Origin of the sequence: Streptantibioticus parmotrematis, assembly GCF_019890615.1 — a bacterium.
GTDB lineage: Bacteria > Actinomycetota > Actinomycetes > Streptomycetales > Streptomycetaceae > Streptantibioticus_D > Streptantibioticus_D parmotrematis.
This window is the reverse complement of the sequence record NZ_JAINVZ010000004.1, coordinates 320,856-344,295: the sequence shown is the minus strand read 5'-3', so window position 1 is coordinate 344,295 and position 23,440 is coordinate 320,856. Positions and strand designations below refer to the sequence as shown.

General features: G+C 72.7%; 24 protein-coding genes and 1 riboswitch. Of the genes, 13 read left to right on the top strand and 11 right to left on the bottom strand.

Going from position 1 to position 23,440, the window contains the following annotated elements:
- Positions 1 to 221 precede the first annotated feature (221 nt).
- Positions 222 to 425, top strand: coding sequence for a cold-shock protein (locus tag K7472_RS08860; protein ID WP_222975843.1), 204 nt, complete (start codon positions 222 to 224; stop codon positions 423 to 425).
- Positions 426 to 547: 122 nt separating this feature from the next.
- On the opposite strand, the gene K7472_RS08855 is transcribed toward K7472_RS08860, so the two are convergent.
- The 3 genes from K7472_RS08855 to K7472_RS08845 all read right to left on the bottom strand — a co-directional run bounded on the left by K7472_RS08855 (position 548) and on the right by K7472_RS08845 (position 2,638).
- Complete coding sequence (locus tag K7472_RS08855; RefSeq protein WP_222975841.1) at positions 548 to 1,180, bottom strand: lytic transglycosylase domain-containing protein; 633 nt, start codon at positions 1,178 to 1,180, stop codon at positions 548 to 550.
- Positions 1,181 to 1,232: 52 nt separating this feature from the next.
- On the bottom strand, positions 1,233 to 1,721 hold the full coding sequence (locus tag K7472_RS08850; protein ID WP_222975839.1) for a hypothetical protein: 489 nt from the start codon (positions 1,719 to 1,721) through the stop codon (positions 1,233 to 1,235).
- Positions 1,722 to 2,062: 341 nt separating this feature from the next.
- Complete coding sequence (locus tag K7472_RS08845) at positions 2,063 to 2,638, bottom strand: TerD family protein (protein ID WP_109445960.1); 576 nt, start codon at positions 2,636 to 2,638, stop codon at positions 2,063 to 2,065.
- A gap of 131 nt (positions 2,639 to 2,769) precedes the next feature.
- Between K7472_RS08845 and arfB the strand changes: the two genes are divergently transcribed.
- Positions 2,770 to 3,198 (top strand): alternative ribosome rescue aminoacyl-tRNA hydrolase ArfB, encoded by a 429-nt coding sequence (gene arfB / locus K7472_RS08840; RefSeq protein WP_222975837.1) that lies wholly within the window; start codon positions 2,770 to 2,772, stop codon positions 3,196 to 3,198.
- Positions 3,199 to 3,347: 149 nt separating this feature from the next.
- Here arfB and K7472_RS08835 read toward each other — a convergent pair whose 3' ends face one another.
- Positions 3,348 to 3,821: a flavin reductase family protein gene (locus tag K7472_RS08835; protein ID WP_252395344.1), complete on the bottom strand. Its 474-nt coding sequence runs from the start codon at positions 3,819 to 3,821 to the stop codon at positions 3,348 to 3,350.
- A gap of 460 nt (positions 3,822 to 4,281) precedes the next feature.
- On the opposite strand from K7472_RS08835, the gene cdgB reads away from it, so the two are divergent.
- Both cdgB and K7472_RS08825 read left to right on the top strand, forming a co-directional pair.
- Positions 4,282 to 5,895 carry a diguanylate cyclase CdgB gene (cdgB, locus tag K7472_RS08830; protein WP_222975833.1) on the top strand — a complete coding sequence of 538 codons (1,614 nt, stop codon included), beginning with the start codon at positions 4,282 to 4,284 and terminating at the stop codon, positions 5,893 to 5,895.
- A gap of 128 nt (positions 5,896 to 6,023) precedes the next feature.
- Complete coding sequence (locus K7472_RS08825) at positions 6,024 to 7,022, top strand: carbohydrate-binding protein (protein ID WP_222975831.1); 999 nt, start codon at positions 6,024 to 6,026, stop codon at positions 7,020 to 7,022.
- A gap of 60 nt (positions 7,023 to 7,082) precedes the next feature.
- Here K7472_RS08825 and K7472_RS08820 read toward each other — a convergent pair whose 3' ends face one another.
- The 3 genes from K7472_RS08820 to K7472_RS08810 form a co-directional block, all read right to left on the bottom strand.
- Positions 7,083 to 8,015, bottom strand: coding sequence for a 1-phosphofructokinase family hexose kinase (locus K7472_RS08820; RefSeq protein WP_222975829.1), 933 nt, complete (start codon positions 8,013 to 8,015; stop codon positions 7,083 to 7,085).
- A 151-nt stretch (positions 8,016 to 8,166) separates the two neighbouring features.
- Positions 8,167 to 9,327 carry an N-acetylglucosamine-6-phosphate deacetylase gene (nagA, locus tag K7472_RS08815; RefSeq protein ID WP_222975827.1) on the bottom strand — a complete coding sequence of 387 codons (1,161 nt, stop codon included), beginning with the start codon at positions 9,325 to 9,327 and terminating at the stop codon, positions 8,167 to 8,169.
- Complete coding sequence (locus K7472_RS08810) at positions 9,327 to 10,259, bottom strand: ROK family protein (RefSeq protein WP_222975825.1); 933 nt, start codon at positions 10,257 to 10,259, stop codon at positions 9,327 to 9,329. The genes nagA and K7472_RS08810 overlap by 1 nt, the downstream gene beginning before the upstream one ends.
- Before the next feature lie 396 nt (positions 10,260 to 10,655).
- Between K7472_RS08810 and K7472_RS08805 the strand changes: the two genes are divergently transcribed.
- The 3 genes from K7472_RS08805 to otsB all read left to right on the top strand — a co-directional run bounded on the left by K7472_RS08805 (position 10,656) and on the right by otsB (position 13,191).
- A complete protein-coding gene (locus K7472_RS08805) occupies positions 10,656 to 11,858 on the top strand; it encodes an ABC transporter substrate-binding protein (RefSeq protein ID WP_308013817.1) in 1,203 nt (400 codons plus the stop codon).
- Positions 11,859 to 11,867: 9 nt separating this feature from the next.
- The gene (locus K7472_RS33375; RefSeq protein ID WP_222975821.1) at positions 11,868 to 12,257 is read left to right on the top strand and encodes a DUF3263 domain-containing protein; all 390 of its coding nucleotides are present in this window, start codon (positions 11,868 to 11,870) and stop codon (positions 12,255 to 12,257) included.
- A gap of 94 nt (positions 12,258 to 12,351) precedes the next feature.
- A complete protein-coding gene (gene otsB, locus K7472_RS08795; protein WP_222975819.1) occupies positions 12,352 to 13,191 on the top strand; it encodes a trehalose-phosphatase in 840 nt (279 codons plus the stop codon).
- Positions 13,192 to 13,236: 45 nt separating this feature from the next.
- Here the strand turns inward: otsB and K7472_RS08790 are convergent, their stop codons facing one another.
- Both K7472_RS08790 and K7472_RS08785 read right to left on the bottom strand, forming a co-directional pair.
- Positions 13,237 to 14,709, bottom strand: a complete 1,473-nt coding sequence (locus K7472_RS08790; protein WP_222975817.1) for an alpha,alpha-trehalose-phosphate synthase (UDP-forming) — start codon at positions 14,707 to 14,709, stop codon at positions 13,237 to 13,239.
- Positions 14,710 to 14,832: 123 nt separating this feature from the next.
- A complete protein-coding gene (locus tag K7472_RS08785; protein WP_222975815.1) occupies positions 14,833 to 15,801 on the bottom strand; it encodes a glucosyl-3-phosphoglycerate synthase in 969 nt (322 codons plus the stop codon).
- 177 nt (positions 15,802 to 15,978) lie between these two features.
- A riboswitch (SAM riboswitch) is annotated at positions 15,979 to 16,106 on the top strand.
- A gap of 17 nt (positions 16,107 to 16,123) precedes the next feature.
- Here K7472_RS08785 and thrC point away from each other — a divergent pair.
- From thrC to groL, 4 genes are all read left to right on the top strand, one after another.
- A complete protein-coding gene (gene thrC, locus K7472_RS08780) occupies positions 16,124 to 17,419 on the top strand; it encodes a threonine synthase (protein ID WP_222975813.1) in 1,296 nt (431 codons plus the stop codon).
- 23 nt (positions 17,420 to 17,442) lie between these two features.
- Positions 17,443 to 17,718 (top strand): MoaD/ThiS family protein, encoded by a 276-nt coding sequence (locus tag K7472_RS08775; RefSeq protein ID WP_222975811.1) that lies wholly within the window; start codon positions 17,443 to 17,445, stop codon positions 17,716 to 17,718.
- A 569-nt stretch (positions 17,719 to 18,287) separates the two neighbouring features.
- Positions 18,288 to 18,497, top strand: a complete 210-nt coding sequence (locus tag K7472_RS08770) for a cold-shock protein (protein ID WP_109445992.1) — start codon at positions 18,288 to 18,290, stop codon at positions 18,495 to 18,497.
- A 305-nt stretch (positions 18,498 to 18,802) separates the two neighbouring features.
- Complete coding sequence (gene groL, locus K7472_RS08765; protein ID WP_109445994.1) at positions 18,803 to 20,434, top strand: chaperonin GroEL; 1,632 nt, start codon at positions 18,803 to 18,805, stop codon at positions 20,432 to 20,434.
- A gap of 152 nt (positions 20,435 to 20,586) precedes the next feature.
- Here groL and murQ read toward each other — a convergent pair whose 3' ends face one another.
- Both murQ and K7472_RS08755 read right to left on the bottom strand, forming a co-directional pair.
- Positions 20,587 to 21,648, bottom strand: a complete 1,062-nt coding sequence (gene murQ / locus K7472_RS08760) for an N-acetylmuramic acid 6-phosphate etherase (RefSeq protein WP_222975809.1) — start codon at positions 21,646 to 21,648, stop codon at positions 20,587 to 20,589.
- Between the two features lie 75 nt (positions 21,649 to 21,723).
- Positions 21,724 to 22,698 (bottom strand): MurR/RpiR family transcriptional regulator, encoded by a 975-nt coding sequence (locus K7472_RS08755; protein ID WP_222975807.1) that lies wholly within the window; start codon positions 22,696 to 22,698, stop codon positions 21,724 to 21,726.
- A 68-nt stretch (positions 22,699 to 22,766) separates the two neighbouring features.
- Between K7472_RS08755 and K7472_RS08750 the strand changes: the two genes are divergently transcribed.
- Positions 22,767 to 23,108, top strand: a complete 342-nt coding sequence (locus K7472_RS08750; RefSeq protein WP_222975805.1) for a DUF8819 family protein — start codon at positions 22,767 to 22,769, stop codon at positions 23,106 to 23,108.
- The gene (locus tag K7472_RS08745; protein ID WP_222975804.1) at positions 23,105 to 23,377 is read left to right on the top strand and encodes a DUF4031 domain-containing protein; all 273 of its coding nucleotides are present in this window, start codon (positions 23,105 to 23,107) and stop codon (positions 23,375 to 23,377) included. Before K7472_RS08750 ends, K7472_RS08745 begins: the two co-directional genes overlap by 4 nt.
- Positions 23,378 to 23,440: the final 63 nt, after the last annotated feature.

The following is a 23,440-nucleotide window of genomic DNA, read 5'->3' as shown; positions in this document are numbered from 1 at the left end:
CCCGCGTAGCACACCGCCGTGTCGTCCCTTCCGGGAGGGCGCGGCGGTGTGTTACGGTGAAGGCGTTGCAGTTGTGGTTCCCATGTAACTGATGTGTGCGCCTGCTGATGAACAGCACGGCGCATTTCTTGTTTTTCCGGGCTTGCCCGGGCGGGGCAATCATCACGGCGACACGGAGCCCGCGAGGTGTGGGTTTCGGTACTGCCCCGAAGGAGACAGACATGGCTACCGGCGTCGTCAAGTGGTTCAACGCGGAAAAGGGCTTCGGCTTCATCGAGCAGGACGGCGGCGGCGCCGACGTCTTCGCCCACTACTCGAACATCCAGTCCCAGGGCTTCCGTGAGCTGCACGAGGGCCAGAAGGTCGAGTTCGACGTCACGCAGGGCCAGAAGGGCCCGCAGGCGGAGAACATCCGCCCGCTGTGACCCGTTCGGCTCGCTGAACGGACCCCGTTCCTGAGCCTTTCGAACCGGCTCGCGCCGGCTCGAACCGAGGGGCCCGCACCGTCACGGTGCGGGCCCCTCGTCGTGCGCGGGACGGCCGTCCCTCAGCCGGTCCCCGAGCCGGTCGCGGTCGAGGCCGACGACGACGGGCTCGGCGTGATGCCGATCTGCTTGTCGTACGTCAGCAGGTACTTGGGCATCAGCGACTCGATCTTGCTCACGTAGTCCTGCGTCTCGCTGATCTGCGGAATGCCCTGGGCGTTCAGCACCGCGCTGGGCCCGGCGTTGTACGCGGCGAGCGCCAGCTGCGTGGGGTCGCCGGGGACGCCCTTGACCTCCTTGAACAGCTCGCACATGTAGGCCGCCTGGGAGGGGATGGCGTCCTTGGGGTTCCACACGTCGGGCGCGCCGTCACCGGAGTAGGACTTGCCCCACTCCTTCCAGGTCGACGGATAGAACTGCGCTATGCCCTGGGCCTGGCCGGAGTCGGCGTCGGGGTTCCACTTGCTCTCCGCGTCGATCTGCGCCGCCAGCAGCGGCACGTTCAGCTGCGGGCAGGTGGTGGCGGCCAGCTCCACCGTCGACAGGTACTCGTCCGGGATCGAGGGCAGCGCGGGGGGCCGGGTGAGCCACCAGGCGACACCGATGGCGGCGCCCGCGACGACCGCCACCAGCAGAACCAGGCTCACCAGACAGCCGCGGCCCTTCCTGCCGGAGCGTCCGGTCTCTGTCTCCATGTACGTCCTGTGTTCGCGTCGTGACGTGTGGTCCTCGCCCCCGCTCCCCCTTCTATACACGGGGAAAACGGAGGTGGAGGTTCCAGACGGCCGGGTTGTCCGCCAGACCGTCGTGCATGTCTACCAGGTCGGCCACTACGTCGTGCAGGAAGTCCCTGGCTTCCCGCCGCAGATCACCGTGGTTGAGGGAGAGGGGCGGTTCGTCCTCGACCCAGTCGGCGGTGACGTCCACCCAGCCGAACCTGCGCACGAAACGCAGTCGTTCGGTGGACTGGGTGAAGTCCAGCTCGGCGCGTTGCGGCCGGGCGGCACGGCTGCCCATCGGGTCGCGGTCGAGCTGCTCGACGATGTCGCACAGCGCCCAGGCGAAGTCCAGCACCGGGACCCATCCCCAGGCTGTGGACAACTCCCGCTCGCCCTCGGCGAGATAGACGTCCCCGCAGAACAGGTCGTGCCGCAGGGACCGCACGTCCGCCGTGCGGTAGTCGGTCTGCGGAGGGTCGGGGAAGCGGCGGGAGAGCGAGTAGCCGAGGTCGATCACCCAGGAATGGTAGGCACACCGCGGGCGGCCCTCGGATCGCGGCCGGTGTCCGCGGGCGTCCGGACGGTGCGCCGTGCTGCCGGCGGTGCCGCAGTCCGCGGAGGCGTCGGGGCTCGCCACCGGCGTGCCGCGCGAGGGGCGGGAGCGTGCGTCGCCCCGCTCACGGGGGCTACATACAAGCCGACTTCTGGGCCGGTTTCCGGTAGGCGGAGTGTGGCACAGGTGACGGACCGGTGAGGGGCTGGACCGGACCAAGTCCCCTCACCGGTAACGGAACGCGGAACGTCAGACGTTCACCGGGGTCGCGGAACGTCAGGCGCTCACACCGAGGTCGCGGAGCGTCAGACGTTCACACCGAAGTCCTGGGCGATGCCGACCAGGCCGGAGGCGTAACCCTGGCCTACCGCGCGGAACTTCCACTCCGCGCCGTTGCGGTACAGCTCGCCGAAGACCATCGCGGTCTCCGTCGCCGCGTCCTCGCTCAGGTCGTACCGCGCGATCTCGGCGCCGCCGGCCTGGTTGACGATGCGGATGTACGCGTTGCGCACCTGGCCGAAGTTCTGGCTGCGGGTCTCGGCGTCGTAGATGGAGACCGGGAAGACGATCTTGTCGATGTCGGCGGGCAGCCCGGCGAGGTTGACGTTGATCTGCTCGTCGTCGCCCTCGCCCGCGCCGGTGGTGTTGTCACCGGTGTGCACGATGGTGCCGTCCGGGGTGGACTTGTTGTTGAAGAACACGAAATGCGCGTCCGAGTGCACCTTGCCGGTGCCGTTCACCGCGATCGCGCTGGCGTCCAGGTCGAAGTCGGTGCCGGTGGTGGTCCGCACGTCCCAGCCCAGGCCCACGGTGACGGCGCTCAGGCCGGGCGCCTCCTTGGTGAGCGACACGTTGCCGCCCTTGGACAGGCTCACTGGCATGGAAGTCCCCTCCGGTCCCTCGTGCGGCGGTCGGTCGCCGCCTGGCTTCATCCCTCACAACGCGGGGCGGGGGGTGCTTGGTTCCGGGAAACCCCGGTGACGGGAGGGCGGATTCGCGGGATCATGGACATATGTCCGGACCACTTCTCATCCGCGGTTCGGTCTCCGTGCCGGAGTCCGAGCTGATGTGGCGCTTCTCGCGCTCCTCGGGCCCCGGCGGCCAGCACGTCAACACCTCCGACAGCCAGGCCGAGTTGCGCTTCGACCTCGCGCGCACCACCGCGCTGCCCGACGCGTGGCGCCGCCGCGCGCTGGAGCGGCTCGCGCCGCGGCTGGTGGACGGCGTGCTGGTGGTACGGGCCAGCGAGCACCGCTCGCAGTGGCGCAACCGCGAGACGGCCGCCGCCCGGCTGGCCTCCCTGCTGGCGTCCGCCACCGCGCCGCCGCCCGCGCCGCGCCGCCCGACGCGGATACCGCGCGGGATCAACGAACGGCGGCTGCGGGTGAAGAAGCAGCGCTCGGATACGAAGCGCTCGCGCGGCAACCGCGACTGGGACTGAGCGAGGGCGGACCGCCTGGCGACGGGCTGCCGGGCGACGGGCTGCCCCGGCGGCGGACCGGCCGATGCGGGCCGCCCGTCGGCGCCCGCCCGCCCGCGCTCGTTGCGCCACCCGGGTGAACGGCGCGCGCCTCCGCGCGGGGCCCCGGCTCAGTTCAGCCCGTGGTAGCGGCCCCGGAAGTACGTCAGCGGGCGGCCGGACGGGCTCGGGGTGGACGCGGTCAGCACCTGGCCGACGACGAGCGTGTGGTCGCCCGCCGCGACCCGTTGCACCGTCCGGCACTCCACGACCGCCAGCGCGCCGCTGATCAGGGGCGCGCCGGTGGCCTCCCCGCGCCGGTAGGGGACGTCGTCGAACAGCAGCCGGTCGCTGATCCGGCCGCGCATCGCGAAGCGCCCGGCGACGTGCCGCTGGCTCTCGCTGAGCACGGAGGCCGCCCAGTGCGGGTGCCGGGCCAGCAGCTCGTCCATCCGGGAGTCCTCGCGAAGGCTGACCAGCACCAGTGGCGGGTCCAGCGAGACCGACATGAACGCGGTCGCGGTCATGCCGACGTCCTCGCCGCGCACGCCCTCCTCGGGGTCGTGCGCCGAGACGAGCACCACGCCCGCCGTCAGCCGTGACATCGCGGCGCGGAACTCGCCCTCGCTCGCCAGGGGTTCGTCCGGCACCCCTCCAGGATGCGGGAGGCCGGGCCCGGACCGCTCGACGGGCCGGGTTCGTTCGACGGACTGGGTTCGTTCTGCGGAAGACACGTGTCGAACGTAAGCGCGCGCCGTGCCGTCGCGCATCGGGCCGAGGGCCGAGTGCGGCCGGAAGCCGTCCTAGGACTTGCCCAGGTCCACAGTCGTATGTCGTACTCTCCCACCTCGGCCGGATTCCGACCGCGCAGAAGCTTTCCGTACGAAACCACGAAGCGTATTCGACTTCAGGTTCGACGATGTGACCTCAGTCACAAGCAGAGGTAATTGTTGACCCTGTGTACCGGGCGGGCTGCTCGCTGTGATTCAGTGGCCGTGTCAATCGGACCATACGACATCAGGGATTCTCAGGAGTCGATCCGCGAAGGCTCGTCGGGGGAGTGACATGGACACCGAGTCGGAGCCCTACGTCCGCCTCGCCACCCTGCGCCAGCTGCACCAGGTGGTGGCCGACCTCAACACCGCCCGCAGCCTGGCCGACACGTTGCAGGCCGTGGCGGACGGAGCCGTGGCCGGCCTGGGCTTCGAGCTGGCCGCGGTCAGCCTGGTCCGTCCCGACGGCGACCTGATCGTCGCCGCCGTCGCGGGGGACGCCAGCGCCGAGGCCCTGATGGCCGGCCGGGTCGCCCCGCGCTCCGCCTGGGACCGCTGGCTGGCGATGGGCCACCACTGGGGATCGCTGCGCTTCATCCCGCACGACGAGGGCTGGGTGCTGGACGACGACGAGGTGCCGCAGTGGCACTCGGAGGGCCCCGCCCCGCGCTTCCCCGACGAGTGGCACCCCGGCGACCGGCTGCTGGCCCCGATGTACGCGACCCCGGCCGGCGGCGGTGAGCTGATCGGCGTGATCACGGTCGACCGGCCGCGCGGCGGGCGCCGCCCCGGCGCGTGGTCCCGCGAGGCGCTGCAGACGTACTCGTTCCAGGCGGGCATCGCCATCAGCAACGCCAGGCTGCGTGCCAACATGCAGCGCGCCCTGGTCCGGCTGGAGCGCGAGCAGCAGGCGCTGCGGGCCAGCGAGGAGTCGTTCCGGCAGGCCTTCGAGTACGCGCCCAGCGGCATGGCGATCGCCGAGATGGGCGGCGAGCAGCACGGCAAGCTGCTGCGGGCCAACGACGCGCTGTGCAGGCTGCTGGGCCGCCCGGCGTCGGTGATGCGCCGCTACGCCTTCTCCGACCTGGTCCACCCCGACGACATCAACACCCTGCTGCGCACCTCCGCCGAGGGCGGCCGCGCCGAACTGCGGCTCGCCCGCCGGGACGGCAGCTACCTGTGGGTGTCGCTGCGCAACTCGGTGGTCGCCGACACCACCGACGGGCCGCGCTTCCTGCTCACCCACGTCGAGGACATCGAGGAGCGCAAGCGCCGGGAGCTGGCCCTCGCCCACCGCGCGAGCCACGACTCGCTCACCGGCCTGCCCAACAGCGCCGAGCTGCGCGCCCGCCTCAGCTCCCGGCTGTGCGGCCGCCCGATGACCGGCGACGGCCTGCCGGGCGGGCCGGACGACTTCGGCTACGACTTCCCCGCCGCGCCCGCGCTGCCCTACGACCACCACGTGCACGCCGTCGAGCCCGACGAGGACGCGGGCGGGGCGGACGGCGCCAAGGGGCTCGCGGTGCTCTTCTGCGACCTGGACGGCTTCAAGACCATCAACGACCGCTTCGGACATCACACCGGTGACGCGGTCCTGATCGAGGTCGCCCGGCGGCTGTCCAGCGTGGTGCGCGACGGCGACACGGTGGCCCGGCTCGGCGGCGACGAGTTCGTGGTCCTCGCCGACGGCCTGGACCGCGAGGGCGCCCAGGAGCTGGCCGTCCGGCTGCGCAACGCGATCATCCCGCCGATCCGGGTGGACGGCCGGGCGGTGCGGGTCGGCGCCAGCTTCGGCATCGGCTGGGCGGGCTGCGGGATGACCGTCGAGGAGGTCCTGCACTCCGCCGACCAACGGATGTACATGGAGAAGCGCACCCGCTCCAAGGCGCACCGCAGGGCGGGCTGACCCGGCGCCCGGCGCGGTGCCCGCGATCCGGGCGCGGGACGCGTTCGGACAGACGATCGGGGTAGGCTCGCGCGGGTCCAGTCATGTCCGGTCCGCGCAGAGCCGGACGCAAGGGGAGTGAGCAGCGGATGACGGCCGGTAACAACGGCACGCCGGAGTCGGGGAACGACGACCCGTTCGCGTACCTGTACCGCGGCGAGGGTGACGAGGCCGCGCCGCCACCGGACCGCCCGGGGGTGCCGCGCACCTCCTACCACCAGGTCTCCCGGGTCGGCGAGCGCCGCCCGGCGCCGCAGCAGCCCGGACAGGGCGGCTACGGCTACCCGCCCCAGCAGCCCGCGTACGGCCAGCAGCAGACGCCCTACGGCCAGCAGCAGGCCCCGCACGGCCAGCAGTCCGGCTACGGCCAGCAGGGGCAGCCGCCGTACGGCCGCCCGTCCCAGCAGCAGCCGCCCGGCGCCGAGCCGCCGCACCGCGCGAGCCACGGCGGCGGTTCCGGCGGGTCGAGCCGCCGCGGTCTGATGATCGCGGCGATCGCGGTCGTCGTGGTGGTCGCCGCGGGCATCGGCGTCGCGCTGGTCACCGGCAACGACGACAGCGGGAACAAGGCGGGCGGCGGCACCCCGTCCCCGACCGCCGGCCAGACGCAGCCCTCGGCGTCCACCTCGGCGAGCACCGACCCCAACGCGAACCTGCCCCAGCAGTTCGCGGCGGCGCTGGCGCTGTCGGGCGGCGCGAAGACCGACGACAACCACAAGAACGCGCAGGGCCCCAACGGCACCTTCGTGGACGGCATGAGCACCCCGGGCGCCACCGCCACCTGGAGCGCCCAGGTGCCCAAGGCGGGCCAGTACACGCTGTGGGTGCGCTACGCCAACGCCCAGCCGGACGCCGCCAAGACCACCGTGGTCGTCAACGGCAAGCCGCTGGACTGGAAGATCAACCTCAAGAACTACGGCACCAACGGCGACTGGGACGAGTGGTACTCCTCCTACGTCTCCGTCACCCTCGACCAGGGCGCCAACACCATCGCGCTGACCTGCGGTTCGGGCGACGTGTGCCACTACAACCTGGACCGGATCGGGGTCACCACCGACCCGAGCGTGAAGCCCAAGGGCTGGTCGTAGCGGCCCGCCGCACGGCGTGCGGCCGTGCGGCGCCCGCGACGTCACGTCACGCCGCCCGCGTCAGGCCGCCTTGTGGCCTTCCGTCACCTCGGTGAGCGGCAGCAGGCGTTCGTACGCCTTGTGGTCGAACTCACCCGCCGCCGGGGCCAGCACGGTCGCCGCCGACAGCGCCACCGCGCGGGCCAGCCGGTCCGGCCACGGCAGGTCCTCCGCCAGCCCCGACAGCAACCCCGCGACCGCCGAGTCGCCCGCGCCGGTCGGGTTGCCCTCCAGCCGTTCCGGCACCGGCGCCTGCCACACGCCCTCCTCGGCCACCGCCAGCAGCCCGGCGGGCCCGGCGGAGGCGACGACCGCGCGGGCGCCGCGCCTGCGGGCCTCGCCGGACGCGCGCAGCGGCTCGGTCAGGCCGGTGAGCTGGGCGAGCTCGTCCGCGTTGGGCTTGATGGCGTCGGGGCGGGCGGCGATGCCGCGGCGCAGCGCCTCACCGCTGGTGTCCAGCAGCACGTACACCCCGGCGGTGCGGGCGGCGCGGACCAGTTCCGCGTAGGCGCCGACCGGAAGGCCCGGCGGCAGGCTGCCGCACAGCGCCACCGCCCGCGCCCCGTCCAGGAGTTCGGCGTAGCGGCGCAGGAAGGCCGCCCACTCCTCGGCACCGACGAGCGGGCCGGGCTCGTTGAACATCGTGGTGTCGCCGCTCGCCGCGTCCACCACCGCGACCGTGCGCCGGGTCTCGCCGCGCACCGTCATCAGCGCGTCGGTCACCCCCGGCGCGGCCGCGGCCATCCCCTCGCGCAGCGCCTCGCCGGTCCGGCCGCCGGCCAGGCCGGTCGCGACGGTCTCGTGGCCGAGCGCGGCCAGCACGCGGGAGACGTTGAGCCCCTTGCCGCCGGGCCGCGCGGTGACGTCGGAGACCCGGTGCGTGGCGTGCGCCGTCAGCCGGGGCACGTGGTACGTCACGTCGAGGGCGGCGTTGAGCGTGACCGTGACAATCACCGCGAGGCACCCCTCCTGTGTGGTTGGCGTTCCGCGTGGTCGCGTCGCGCGAGCGATCATGCCAAAACAACGGCGGTCGGCCCAGAGCCGGGCCGACCGCCGTACCTGATTGTCGTAATACCGGCCCGGGTGTCCGCCCGGACCCGGGCGCCTAGACCGGACCGACGAGCCACTCGCCCTTGCGCATGACGCCGGTCAGCCGGAAGTCCTCGTCCAGCACGACCAGGTCCGCGTCCTTGCCGGCCTCCAGCGAGCCGATCCGGTCGTAGCGGCCCAGCAGGCGCGCCGGGTTGGCGGAGATGGCGGCCACGACCTGCTCCACCGGCAGCCGGTCCACGGTCACGGCCCGCCGGAACGCGGTGTCCAGGGTCAGCGTGGAGCCCGCGATGGAACCGCCCTCGACCAGTCGCGCCACGCCGTCGCGCACCTCGACCTCCATCGGCCCGAGCGGGTAGCGCCCGTCGCTCATCCCGGCCGCGCCCATGGCGTCGGTGATGAACGCGACCCGCCCGGCGCCCGCGGCGCGGTGGGCCAGCTCCAGCACCGACGGGTGCAGGTGGGTGCCGTCGTTGATCAGCTCGACGGTGACCCGCTCGTCCTCCAGCAGCGCCGCCACCGGGCCCGGGTCGCGGTGGCCCAGCGGCGGCATCGCGTTGAACAGGTGGGTGGCGACCGTGGCGCCCGCGTCGAGCGCGGCGAGGGTGGCCGTGTAGTCGCCGTCGGTGTGGCCCACCGCCGCGATCACGCCCTGCTCGGCCAGCAGCCGCACCGAATCGAGACCGCCCGGCAGTTCGGGCGCCAGCGTCATCATCCGCGCGGTGCCGCGGGCGGCGTCCACCAGCTTGCGCACGTCCGCCGGGTCCGGGTCGCGCAGCAGCGACGGCTGGTGGGCGCCGCAGCGGTGCGGCGAGATGAACGGGCCCTCGAAGTGCACGCCCGCCAGGTCGCCCTGCTCGGCCAGCTCCGAGAGCACGGCGGCCTGCCGGGCCAGCTCGTCCAGGTCACCGGTGACGGTCGAGGCGAGCATCGTGGTGGTGCCGTGCGCGCGGTGCGTGGTGATGGCCGTCATCGCCTCCTCCACCGTCCCCGCGGAGAACGAGGCGCCACCGCCGCCGTGCACGTGCATGTCGACGAAGCCCGGGACCACCCAGTGGCCGGCCAGGTCGACCACCTCGGCCCCGGCCCGCCCCTCGGCGCGGGCGGCGGCGATCCGGTCGCCCTCGATCGTCAGGTCGTCCCGCACGACGCCCGACGGAAGGACCACGCGCGCCCCGGTCAGCACGGCGCGGCGGGAGTTGGTGTGTGCGGCCATCAGGCGGATACCTCCACGGAGAGTCGGTCCCAGGCGAGCAGTCCCGCGCCCAGGCAGCCCGCGGCGTCGCCGAGCGCCGCCGGAACGATCAGGGGGAGCTTCTGGAAGGTGATGCGCCGCTCCACGGCGGCGCGCAGCGGAGCGAAGAGGGTCTCGCCGGCCTCGGCCAGTCCGCCGCCGACGATCAGCGTGCCCGGGTCGAGCAGGGTGAGCCCGGTGACCAGGCCGTCCGCCAGCGCGGCGACCGCGTCCCGCCACACCGCCAGGGCCCGCGGGTCGCCCTTCTCCACGGCGGTGGCGCACTCCGCCGCCGTGGCGTCCTCGCCGCCGCCCGCCTCGGCCCAGGCGCGGGCCACCGAGGACGCCGACGCCTCGGTCTCCAGGCAGCCGGTCTGCCCGCAGGGGCACAGCCGTCCGCCGGGGCGCACCACGATGTGGCCGATCTCGCCCGCGTAGCCGTGGGCCCCGGCCTCGATGCGGCCGTCGATGCCGATGGCGGCGGCGATACCGGTGCCGAGGGCCAGGAAGAGGAAGCGCTCGCGGCCCCGACCGGCGCCCAGCCTGCCCTCGGCGAGGCCGCCGCAGCGCAGGTCGTGGCCGAGGGCGACCGGCACGCCGTGCAGCCGGTCGGTGAGCAGGGCCCGCATCGGCACGTCACGCCAGCCGATGTTCGACGAGTAGACGGCGATCCCGGCCGCGTCGTCCACCACGCCGGGCACCGCGACCCCGGCCGCCGCGGCGGGCTCCCCGAACGCGGCGATGCCGTGCTCGCGCAGCTCGTCGGCGAAGTCCAGCACGGACGCGACGACCGCCTCCGGTCCGCGCGCCCGCTCGGTCGGGCGACGCGTCTCGTAGAGCCGGTCGCCGCTGGGCGCGATGAGCGCGCCTTTCATGCCGGTGCCGCCCACATCGAGGGCGATGACGTGTCTCACGGGGTCCAGTCTGACCCGGCACCGGCCAAGAGGTCTAGTCCACCGGTCGGCCAGGAGGTGGGCGCGGCGTCGTGCGGACGACCACTCGCCGGTGGCACGTCACCGACCGTCACCGTCACGGCACCGGACACCGGCGGTCACCCGGAGGGCGCCGCGTATGTCGCGGAATGGGCGAGCTGTCCGTCGCGCAGGTGAACGGAAGGGGAACCCGTTGCCGAGTCGATACGGAGAGTGGTGTAGACCTTAGGGGGCGGCCGCTAGCAGACTGTGCCGTTCCGAAGGGCTCAACGGGTCGGCGAGAAGGCGGTAGGACAAGTGGATCGGCGGCGTTTTCTGGGACTGGCGGCGGTGTCGGTCCCGGCGGCCATGTCGCTCACGGCGTGCAGCGGTGACGGGGTGGGTGGCACCAAGCTCACCATGATCGCGGCGAACTACGGCGACACGTCCGCCAACGACTCGCAGGCCTACTGGAACAACGTCGCCAGTGCCTTCCAGAAGAAGTACAGCGGCATCAGCATCGACATCCAGGTCTACGACTGGACCGAGGTCGACAAGAAGGTCGCCCAGCTCGTCGCCGCGGGCAAGGCGCCCGACATCGCGCAGTGCGGCGCGTACGCCGACTACGCGGCGCGCAACGCCCTCTACAGCGCCGACCAGTTGCTGTCGGTCTCCGTCGAGGCGGACTTCATCAGCTCGATGGCCGACGCGGGCAGCGTCAACCACACCCAGTACGGCATGCCGTTCGTCTCCAGCGCGCGCATGCTCTTCTACAACAAGACCCTCTTCAAGCAGGCCGGGATCGTCGACGCCCAGGGCCAGGCCGCGCCGCCGAAGACCTGGGACGAGCTGAAGTCCGCCGCGACGAAGCTGAAGGCGGCGGGCGTCAAGGTGCCGTTCGGGCTGCCCTTCGGGCCCGAGGAACCGGCCGCCGAGACGATGATCTGGATGCTGGGCAACGGCGGCGGCTACACCGACGACGTCGGCAGCTACACCATCGACTCGCCGCAGAACATCGAGACCTTCCAGTGGATCAAGGCCAACCTGGTCGATACCCAACTGACCGGCACCGACCCGGCGAAGACCAACCGCCAGGACGTCTTCGACGCGTTCAGCCGCGGCCAGTGCGGCTTCCTCAACGGCCACCCCACCCTGATCCAGGAGGCCGACAAGGGGCACATCGACTACGGCATAGCCAAGATCCCCGGCAAGAACGGCCTGCTCACCTCCACCCTCGGTGTCGCCGACTGGGTGATGGCCTTCAAGCAGAACGGGAACGCCTCCGCCGCGGGCAAGTTCCTGGAGTTCATGTACAGCGCGCAGAACACGCTGACCTTCCTCAAGGAGTACGAACTCCAGCCGGTCACCGTCTCCGCGTCCAGCGCGATGCGGACCGACCCCTCGCAGAAGAAGATCTGGCCGTTCCTCGACGAGCTGCCCAACGCGCAGTTCTACCCGGACGACAAGACCTCCTGGGGCCCGGTCAACGCGGCGCTCAAGCAGGTCATCGGCAAGGCCGTCACCCAGGACCCGTCCGGCGTCCTGACCAGCCTCCAGCGCACCGCCGAGGCCGACGACAGCACCAGCACCACGGCGAAGTAGCGTCGAGGCGTGGAGAACGCTGAGTCCGGCCCCCCGCCCACCGAGGACGACCCGCAAGCCGCCGGGCTCGAAGCGGCGGCCGCCGGGACCGACGCCGAGCCCGAAGCGGCGGGTGCCGAGGCCGTCGAGGGCGACGCAGCGGCCGCCGAGGTCGAAGCAGGGGCCGACGACGCGGGCCTGTCGGCGCGGGACGTGGCGCTGCTGGACCTCGAAGGCCGTCAGTGGCGCGGCCAGGGGGCCAAGGAGCGCGCGATCCGCGAGCGCCTGGGGCTCTCCTCGACGCGCTACTACCAGCTGCTCAACGCTCTCCTGGACGACCCCCGCGCCCAGCGCCACGCCCCCGCGCTGGTCAACCGCCTGCGCCGGACCCGGCAGGCGCGCCGCGAACGGCAGGGGTAGCGCGGGCCGCGCCGGATCCCGCGCGGGAGGCGTACGGCGGCGAGTACGTCCGTGCGCCCTCCGGCGGCGGGGCGCTCCCCGGTAGGGTCGTCGTATGGGCAGCCAACCCCTCCCCGAACCGGGCACCCCGGAAGGCCGCGCGGGTCTCGACGCGTTGCTGGCCGAACCGAAGCGGGCGGTCGTCGCGCTGGACTTCGACGGCACGCTGGCCCCGATCGTCGCCGACCCCGACCAGGCCCGCGCCCACCCCGGCGCGGTCCCCGCGCTGGCCCGCCTGGCGCCGCTGCTGGGCTCGGTGGCCGTGGTCACCGGCCGGCCCGCGGGCGTCGCGGTGCGCCACGGCGGCTTCGCGGGCGTCGCGGGCCTGGACCGCCTCGTCGTCCTCGGCCACTACGGCGCGGAGCGCTGGGACGCGGTCACCGGCGAGGTGCGCAGCCCCGGCGAACACCCCGGCGTGACCGCCGTGCGCGCCGAACTCCCCGGCTTCCTGGACCGCAACGGGTCCTGGAGCGGTACGTGGATCGAGGACAAGGGCGGCCGCGCGGTCGCCGTCCACACCCGCCGCACCAGCGACCCGCAGGCCGCGCTGGACGCGCTGCGCGGCCCGCTCACCGACCTGGCCGAGCGGCACGACCTGATCGTCGAGCCCGGCCGCATGGTGCTGGAACTGCGCCCGCCGGGCGTCGACAAGGGCGCCGCCCTCCAGGCCTACGCGCGGGAGGTCGGCGCCGGGTCGGTCCTCTACGCGGGCGACGACCTCGGCGACCTGGCCGCCTTCGACGCGGTGGAGCGGCTGCGCGGCGAGGGCGTGCCGGGCCTGAAGGTGTGCAGCGGCAGCGCGGAGGTCGAGGCGCTGGCCGCCCGCTCGGACGTCGAGGTGGACGGGCCCGAGGGCGTGGTGGCCCTGCTGACGGCGCTGGCGGACGCGCTGTAGCGGTGCCCGTGCTCCGGTCGGGGTCCGGCTCCGGCCGGGGAGCGGTCAGCCGCCGAGCGCGTCGAGCTGGTCGAGGAACCACCGCTGCGGCGGCAGGGCCGTGGCCGCGGCGGCCAGCCGCTTGGAGCGGTCGGCCCGCTCCGCCGCCGGCAGGTTCAGCGCCTCGTGCAGCGCCGCCGCGGTCGCCTCGACGTCGTAGGGGTTGACCACGAACGCGTCCTGCCCCAGCTCCGCGTACGCGCCCGCCTCACGGGAGAGCACCAGCGCGCACCCGGCGTCCGAGACGACCGGGACCTCCTTGGCGACCAGGTTCATCCCGTCGCGGATCGGGTTGACCAGCGCGACGTCCGCCAGCCGGTAGGCCGCCAGCGAGCGCGCGAAGTCGTCGTCGACCCGCAGCAGCACCGGCTGCCAGTCGTCCGTCCCCCAGCGGGAGTTGATCTCCTCGGCGACCTGCTCGACCTTCGCGGTGTAGTCGCGGTAGACGGCCAGGTCGTAGCGGGAGGGGTAGGCGAACGCGACGTGCACCACGCGCCCGCGCCACTCGGGGTGCTCCGTCAGCAGCCGGTCGTATGCCTGGAGCCCGCGCACGATGTTCTTCGACAGCTCGGTGCGGTCCACCCGGACGATGGCCTTGCGCCCCTCGCCGATCTGCTCGCGCAGCCTGGGCAGCCACGCGTCGACGTCCGCGCGGTGGGCGCGCTCGCGCAGGAAGTCCGGGTCGGCGCCGAGCCCGTGCACCCCGACGCGGGTGGTGCGGCCCTCGTGGGTGACCGCCAGTTCGCCGTTCGTCCCTGCGACGTCGGTGACCTCGGCGCCCAGCACGTCCGCCGCGCAGTCCGCGAAGGCCCGCGCCCAGCGGTGTGTCAGGAACGCGGCGCGGTCACCGCCGAGGATGCCGCGCAGCACGTCCGCGGCGACGTCGTCGGGCAGCAGGCGGAAGTAGTCCGGCGGCGCCCAGGGGGTGTGCGAGAAATGGCCGATGCGCAGGTCGGGGCGGCGCTCGCGCAGCAGCCCCGGTGTCAGTGTCAGGTGGTAGTCCTGTACCAGGACGGCCGCACCCTGCTCGGCGTCCCTGGCCAGCGCGTCCGCGAAGGCGGTGTTGTAGCGGACGTAACTCGCCCACTGGGTGCGGAAGTCGGGGCCGAAGGCCGGCTCCAGCGGGGTCTGGTAGAGGAGGTGGTGGATGAACCACAGCACGGAGTTGGCGATGCCGTTGTACGCGTCGGTGAACGTCGCCGCGTCGATGTCCAGCATGCGCACGCGCTGATCACCGGTGTCGGCCGGGTCGAGCCTGCCGTCCGCCGCCCTGGCCGCCGCGCGGTCGTCGTCGGACAGCGCCGAGCAGACCCACACGGCACCGGCGTCCGGGCCGATCGCGCTGAGCCCCGACACCAGGCCGCCGCCGCCGCGTTTCGCGGTCAGCGTGCCGTCGTCGGCGCGGGAGTAGGAGACCGGTCCGCGGTTGGACGCGACCAGGATGCGGGCGGTGTGACCAGCGGTGCGCGGTTCGACCATGTGTCCAAGCCTAGCCGCGCGCCTCGCGCCGCAAACGGGTCCCGGCCGTGCCCGCCGCGTCGCCGCCGTCCGGTGTCCGGATCACGCTGCCCGACCACGCCGCCGGGCCGGGCCGGGCCGCGCTCACGCCGCCCGCGAGCGCGCGTACTCCGGGACCGTGATCATCGGCGGGCGTTCCTCCGCCGCGACGTCGTGCACCCGCGGCCGGAAACCGCCGTCCGGGGCGCGGTCGAACTGGGTGAGCACCGGCCGCGTCAACTGCGCCCGCGCCAGCCGCGCCTGCGCCGTGCGGTAGATGGTCGCCGCCATCCGGCCCAGCGCCTGGCCGTCCTGGTGGCGGTGGTGCCGCACGCCCACGTCCACCTGTGCCAGCGCGTCCAGCCCGACCTCGGCCAGCGCGTCCACCAGCATGCCCAGCTCCACCCCGTAGCCGACCGGGAACGGCAGCCGCTCCAGCAGCGAGCGACGGGCCGCGTACTCGCCGCCCAGCGGCTGCACGAAGCCGGCCAGTTTCGGCCAGTGCAGGTTCAGCAGCGGGCGGGCGACCAGCTCGGTGACCCGGCCGCCGCCCGCGGGCACCACCGCGCCGCCGGTCTCCAGCGGCCGGTCGTACATCGCCTTGACCAGCCGCACCCCCGGATCGGTCAGCAGCGGGCCGACGATGCCGTGCACGAAGGAGGCGTCGAAGTCCCGCAGGTCGGCGTCGACGAAGCAGACGATCTCGCCGGAGGTCGCCAGCAGCGACCGCCACAGCACCTCGCCCTTGCCCGGCACCGCCGGGATGCGGGGCAGCACCTCGTCGCGGTGCACCACCCGCGCCCCGGCCCGCTCGGCCACCTCCGCGGTGCGGTCGGTGGAGCCGGAGTCCATCACCACCAGCTCGTCCACCAGCGGCACCGGCCCGTCCATCAGCTCCCGGCGGATCTCGCCGACGATCGCGCCGACCGTGGCCTCCTCGTCGAGCGCCGGAAGCACCACGCTCACCGTGCCGTCCGGCCCGGCCGCCCGCTTGGCGTCCAGCAGCCGGTCGAGCGGCCGGTCCGCCGCGGACCACGACCGCGTCCGCAGCCAGCGCTCCACCTCTTCCAGCACGTACGCGTCTCCTCGCTGTGACCGGGTGAAACCCTGGGTGTCCGTGATGCGTCTCGCGGTGCGGACGACTCTCTCAAGTGTCCGATGCTTCGGTTACAGTCTTGAACAACGCGTATGACGCCCGCATGCCGGGTCCGCGCGTGACCACAAACGCCCGGGCCCCGCCCGGCGCCATACCGCTCATCCAGAGGGGCAGAGGGAACGGCCCGTTGAAGCCCCGGCAACCCTCCCGCCGACCGCGAGGTCACGGTGGGGAAGGTGCCAATTCCGTCTCGCGACGAAGTACGCCGCGAGGAAGATGAGGAGAAAGGGCCTCGCCATCATGGCTGTGCAGACCGCCGACACCGCCACCCCCGCATCCACCGCCGCCCCGGACTTCGGGCCCGCCGTCGCGCTCTCGTGCCGCGAGTGCGGTGAGCGCACCCCGCTCGGCCCGGTCTTCGCCTGCGCCTCGTGTTTCGGCCCGCTGGAGGTCGCCTACGAGTTCCCCACCGGTGACCCGGAGGGCCTGCGCAAGCGGATCGAGGCGGGCCCGGACAACATCTGGCGGTACGCGCCGCTGCTGCCCGTACCCATCGACGTCACCGACAAGCCCAACCTCAACCCGGGCTTCACCAAGCTGGTCAAGGCCGACCGCCTCGCCGCCGAACTCGGCGTCACCGGAGGGCTGTTCGTCAAGGACGACTCCGGCAACCCCACGCACTCCTTCAAGGACCGCGTGGTCGCCATCGCCGTCGAGGCCGCCCGCAACTTCGGCCTGACCACGCTGTCGTGCTCCTCCACCGGCAACCTCGCGGGCGCGGTCGGCGCCGCCGCGGTCCGCGCGGGCTTCCGCTCCTGCGTCTTCATCCCGCACGACCTGGAGGCCGGCAAGGTCGTCATGGCCGCGGTCTACGGCGGCGACCTGGTCGGCATCGAGGGCACCTACGACGACGTCAACCGCTTCTGCAGCGAGCTGATCGGCGACCCGATCGGCGAGGGCTGGGGCTTCACCAACGTCAACCTGCGCCCGTACTACGGCGAGGGCTCCAAGACGCTCGCGTACGAGATCTGCGAACAACTCGGCTGGCGGCTGCCCGACAACATCATCGTCCCGATCGCCTCCGGCTCCCAGCTCACCAAGATCGACAAGGGGCTCCAGGAGCTGATCAAGCTCGGCCTGGTCGAGGAGAAGCCCTACAGGATCTACGGCGCGCAGGCCGAGGGCTGCTCGCCGGTCTCCGCCGCGTTCAAGGCCGGCCACGACGTGGTGCGACCGGTCAAGCCGGACACCATCGCCAAGTCGCTGGCGATCGGCAACCCGGCGGACGGCCCCTACGTGCTGGACATCGCCCGGCGCACCGGCGGCGCGGTGGAGGACGTGAACGACGAGCAGGTCGTGGCGGGCATCAAGCTGCTGGCCCGCACCGAGGGGATCTTCGCCGAGACCGCGGGCGGGGTCACCATCGGCGTGCTGAAGAAGCTGATCGAGACCGGCCTGCTCGACCCGTCCGAGGAGACCGTGGCCATCAACACCGGCGACGGCCTCAAGACCCTGGACGCCGTCGCCCCCACCACCGGCCCGACCGCCGTCATCCGTCCGTCCCTGGACGCGTTCCGCGAGGCCGGACTCGCGTGAGCGAGCCGAGCGAGGAGACAAGCATGAGCGTCAACGTCCGCATCCCCACGATCCTTCGCACCTACACCGGCGGCCAGGCCGAGGTGGCCGCCGAGGGCGGCACGCTGTCGGAGGTCATCGAGTCGCTGGAGAAGAACCACCCGGGCATCGCCGCGCGCGTCCTGGACGACCAGGGCAAGCTGCGCCGCTTCGTCAACGTCTACGTCAACGACGACGACGTGCGTTTCGCGGACGGCCTGGGCACGGCGACCCCGGAAGGCGCCGGCGTCTCGATCATTCCCGCGGTCGCGGGCGGCTGACCCGCGCCCGCCGCGGAACGGCTCGTAACGCGTTCCAATTTCCCGTGCATGCCCCGTTTGCCATTGCGGTGAACGGGGCATGCGCACGTCTCCCGGCGCGGTACAGTAAGCGGGACGGTGGTGGTCGGCGTTTCGAAACCATGGCGCTGTACTGCCCGAACTCTTCATTCCGGCCAATCGGCCGGTTTTTCCGTCCCGTCGCACTACGCTCGACGCAACTCCCGTCCAGGGCAAGGTCCGGCCACACGTCCGGCTGTGGCGCGTGTGCCGTGGGCGCGCGAGGAACGCGACAAGTTGTGCGCGAAATCGGGGCGTGAATTGTCGCGTTGGTCCCGCTGTGCCCGGCCCGAGTTGCCCTGAATTCCCGTCCTTTAACGGCAAATTACCGATCGGCCGTGCCCAGAATTCTCGTCCGATTGACCTGTTGCAGAGGGCGGTCGTGCAGATACATTCAGCCGCGGTCGACGCGTTCCGGCGCACGCCCCCTGACCAAGTTGCACGGGGGTGAGGTCTGACCCGGGTCCGCGGAGTGCGGGTCCGTGCAAGGGCCAGTAATAGGGGAGTTAGGGATGGCTCAGGGCACCGTCAAGTGGTTCAACGCGGAGAAGGGCTACGGCTTCATCGCGGTCGACGGTGGTGCGGACGTCTTCGTGCACTACAGCGCGATCCAGATGGACGGCTACCGCACCCTCGAAGAAGGTCAGCGGGTCGAGTTCGAGATCTCGCAGGGCCAGAAGGGGCCGCAGGCGGACATGGTCCGGCTCGCCGCCGCCGGCTGACCCGACCGCGTACGACCACGAAGCTCGCGCGCGCACGCGCGCACGCAAGGCCCGCACCCCGCACAGGTGCGGGCCTTGTGCATGCCCGGAGGGGGTGGGGGGACAGGGGGCGCTTCGCGCCTCCTTCTTGCACTCGCGCAGTCAGAGTGCTAATCATTGGGCTTAGCACTCTGACGTTGAGAGTGACAGAAGGACCGAGTCGGTGAGGTCGTCTCGGGCAGCGGGAAGGAACCGCTGCCGGGGTGGCCGTCCGTCGCGGGCGCCACGCGGTCCGGAGCCCACCCCGTCCGGGAGGACCACTTCACATGGCCAAGATCATCGCGTTCGACGAGGAGGCGCGGCGCGGCCTCGAGCGCGGGATGAACCAGCTCGCCGACGCCGTCAAGGTGACCCTCGGCCCCAAGGGCCGCAACGTCGTCCTCGAGAAGAAGTGGGGCGCCCCCACGATCACCAACGATGGTGTGTCCATCGCCAAGGAGATCGAGCTCGAAGACCCGTACGAGAAGATCGGCGCCGAGCTGGTCAAGGAGGTCGCGAAGAAGACGGACGACGTCGCCGGTGACGGCACGACGACCGCGACCGTCCTGGCCCAGGCGCTGGTCCGCGAGGGCCTGCGCAACGTCGCCGCGGGTGCCAACCCGATGGCCCTCAAGCGCGGCATCGAGAAGGCCGTCGAGGCCGTCTCCGGCCAGCTGCTCGAGCAGGCCAAGGACGTGGAGACCAAGGAGCAGATCGCTTCCACCGCCTCCATCTCCGCCGCCGACACCCAGATCGGCGAGCTCATCGCCGAGGCCATGGACAAGGTCGGCAAGGAAGGCGTCATCACCGTCGAGGAGTCGCAGACCTTCGGGCTCGAGCTCGAGCTCACCGAGGGCATGCGCTTCGACAAGGGCTACATCTCCGCGTACTTCGCGACCGACATGGAGCGGATGGAGGCGTCGCTCGACGACCCCTACATCCTCATCGTCAACTCCAAGATCTCCGCGGTGAAGGACCTGCTCCCGCTGCTGGAGAAGGTCATGCAGTCCGGCAAGCCGCTGCTGATCATCGCCGAGGACGTCGAGGGCGAGGCCCTGTCGACCCTGGTGGTCAACAAGATCCGCGGCACCTTCAAGTCCGTCGCCGTCAAGGCCCCGGGCTTCGGCGACCGCCGCAAGGCCATGCTGGGCGACATCGCCATCCTCACCGGCGGCCAGGTCATCTCCGAGGAGGTCGGCCTCAAGCTGGAGAACGCCGGTCTCGACCTGCTGGGCCGTGCCCGCAAGGTCGTCATCACCAAGGACGAGACCACCATCGTCGACGGTGCCGGTGACAGCGAGCAGGTCGCGGGTCGCGTGAACCAGATCCGCGCCGAGATCGAGAACTCCGACTCGGACTACGACCGCGAGAAGCTCCAGGAGCGCCTCGCCAAGCTGGCCGGCGGCGTGGCCGTCATCAAGGCCGGCGCGGCCACCGAGGTGGAGCTCAAGGAGCGCAAGCACCGCATCGAGGACGCCGTTCGCAACGCGAAGGCGGCCGTCGAGGAGGGCATCGTCGCCGGCGGTGGCGTGGCCCTCATCCAGGCCTCCTCGGTCTTCGAGAAGCTCGAGGCGGACCTGACCGGCGACGAGGCCACCGGTGCCGCGATCGTCAAGCTGGCCCTGGAGGCCCCGCTCAAGCAGATCGCCGTCAACGGCGGCCTCGAGGGCGGCGTCGTGGTGGAGAAGGTGCGCAACCTCCCCACCGGCCACGGCCTGAACGCCGCGACCGGCGAGTACGTCGACCTGGTCGCCTCCGGCATCATCGACCCGGCCAAGGTCACCCGGTCCGCGCTGCAGAACGCCGCCTCCATCGCGGCGCTCTTCCTCACCACCGAGGCCGTCATCGCCGACAAGCCGGAGAAGGCCGCCCCCGCGGGCGACCCGACCGGTGGCATGGGCGGCGGCATGGACTTCTGATCCTTCGCACTCGCGAGGATCGGAATCCGGCCACGCACGGCTGCGAACCGAACCGAGGGCGGCACCCCGCGAGGGGTGCCGCCCTCGGGCGTTGTCGGGGGCGTTCGGCGTGCGGCCTGTCGGCATTCACGGGCCCGTGCCCGCCGCCGCGTTCAGCCCCCGGCGGCCTTGCGGGTCAGGGCCGGGCGCAGGCGGCCGCCCGTCGACTCCAGCAGCGCCGCCGCCGTGGCCGCGTCCACCCCGCCCAGCAGCACCAGGATCGCGTTCTTGGTCTCGCCGCCGGTCGCGGTCAGCGCCGCCGCGATCTCCTCGTCCGCGGCGCCGGTGGCCAGCGCGACGATGCGGTGCGAACGGGCGCGCAGCTTGTCGTTGGAGGCGCGCACGTCGACCATCAGGTTCCCGTAGGTCTTGCCGAGCCGGATCATCGTGAGGGTCGAGATCATGTTGAGCACCAGCTTCTGCGCGGTGCCCGCCTTGAGCCGGGTCGATCCGGTGAGCAGCTCGGGGCCGACCACCACCTCGATGCCGTGTTCCGCGGCGGCGGCCAGCGGCGAGTCCGCGTTGCAGGACAGTCCGACGGTCAACGCGCCCTGCGCGCGGGCGTGTTCGACGGCGGTGACGGCGTACGGGGTGCGGCCGGAGGCGGAGACGCCCACCACGGTGTCGGCCGGGCCGACCGCCAGCGCGTCGAGGTCGGCGACGGCCAGTTCGCCGCGGTCCTCGGCGCCCTCGACCGCCTCGGTCATCGCCGCGGGACCGCCCGCGATCAGGCCGACGACCTGGCCCGCGGCGGTGTTGAAGGTCGGCGGGCACTCGCTGGCGTCCAGCACGCCGAGGCGGCCCGCGGTGCCCGCGCCCGCGTAGACCAGGCGGCCGCCCTTGGCCATCCGGTCGGCGGTGGCGTCGATGGCGGCGCAGATGCTGGGCAGTTGGGCGGCGACGGCGGTGGGAACGCCCGCGTCCTCGTCGTTCATCAGCCGGGCGAGGTCGGGCGTCGACAACTGGTCGATCCCGGCCAGTTCGGGCCGGTAGGCCTCGGTGGTCAGGGTGTCCAGCTCGCGCCGCAGGCCGCGGGGGGTTCCGCCGCGTGTGCCCTCGTGGGCGGGCGGTTCGGGGTGCCGCGCTTCATCGTGCCGCGCTTCGTCGCGGGGCGTTTCATCGCGGGGTGTTTCGTGGCGGGGTGTTTCGTGGCGGGGTGCTTCGTGGTGGGGCATGGGCGACTCTTCGTTCCTCACGTGTCCGCCGCTCGGTGTCCGGCGCCGGGCGGTCCCGCGCCCGGCGCCGGACCCCTAGAGCCGGGTGGTGCGGGCGGTGTGCCGGTGGGCCAGTGCTTCGTAGGACGCGGACAGCGCCGGGGCGGCCCGCTCGTAGGTGCGCTGCGCGACGCCGACGAACAGGCAGTCCACGACGAGCAGTTGACCGGTTCTGCTGGACATCGCGGCCGGGCGCAGCTCGCTCTCGCGGGCGGTGGACGTGGTCAGCACGTGGTCGGCGTACTGCGCGACCGCGCCGTCCGGACGGCCGGTGACCGCGATGGTGGTGGCGCCCGCGTCGAAGGCGACCCGCAGCGGTTCTATGACGTCGACCGTGTTGCCGGAGTGGGTGATGGCGAGCGCCACGTCGCCCTGGCGCAGCTGCACCGCGTTGGTGACCGCCAGGTGCGGGTCGCTGTGGGCGTGCGCGACCAGGCCGATGCGCAGCAGCTTCTGGGTGAGGTCCTGGCCGACGAGGGCGGAGGCGCCGACACCGTAGACGTCGACGCGGCGGGCGGTGGCCAACGCGCCCACGGCGAGCTCCAGTTGGGACAGGTCGAGGGCGGCGGCGGTGTCGGCCAGCGTCTGGCGTTCGTCGTGCGCGAGCTTGGCGACCACGTCCGCCAGCGGGTCGTCGACCGCGATGTCGGCGGTGACCGAGGCCGGGGCGCCCGCCTCCAGCTGCGCGGCGAATCCGGCCAGCGCCAGCCGCAGGTCGCGGTAGCCGGGGTAGCCCAGCAGCCGGGCGGTGCGCACCACGGTGGCCTCGCTGGTACCGGTGCGCTGGGCGAGCGCGGTGACGGTGAGCCGGGAGCAGGCGGCCGGGTCACCCGCGACGGTCTCGGCGACCCGCTGCATGGAACGGGTCATCGAGGGCGCGAGGGTGCGGACCTTGGCGGCGAGCGCGGTGCCGCCCGCGCCGGGGGCGGTGGCTGGTCCGGGGACGGCGGCCGGTCCCACGGGGGCGTCGCGGTCCCGATCCGCCGCACCGCCGAAAGTTTCCTTCGTCATCGGCCTCATTCCTGAAAGGTATTTTCAGTGGTGGACCGGGTCAAGCCCCCGTACGGGACAATCGGTGCATGGACCTCGAAGCCGCGCTGCATGCCGCCCGGGCCCTCGTGCTCGCCGATCTCCAGGCCGCCGGGGTGGCCGACGCCGACGTCGTGTCCCTGGTGGAGGACGCGGTGACGCACCGCAGGTGGTGGTGCGAGCAGTGGCCGGAAGGCGCCGGTTTCGTCGCCGGCCTGGTCGCCCAGGACGTCCAGGACGCGCTGCTGGAGCGGCGGGGCCGCTGGCCGCTGTGCCCGACGTGCGCCGATCCGCACGCGCTGGACGTCGAACCGGAGCTCGGCCCCGACCCGCACTGGGTCTGCGGCCGCTCTGGCACGGTGGTGGCCGCCGTCGGAAGCCTGCGCCCGTGACCGTCTACATCGACCCGCCCACCTGGCCCGGCCACGGGCGGATGTGGTCGCACCTGGTCAGCGACGATTCGTACGACGAACTGCACGCGTTCGCCCGGAGGTTGGGGGTGCCGGAGCGGGCCTTCGAACGCGACCACTACGACGTGCCCGCCGCCCGGTACGCCGACGCCGTCCGGCTGGGCGCGGTCGAGGCGCGCAGCCGCGAACTGGTCGCCCTCCTGACGCAAGCGGGCCTGCGCCGCCGCAAGCGGAGCGGCGCGGACGGCTGACGGCATGGGGCCGCACGCCTGGGGCTGCGCGCTTGGAGCTGATGCCCGGTGCCGACGGCCCGG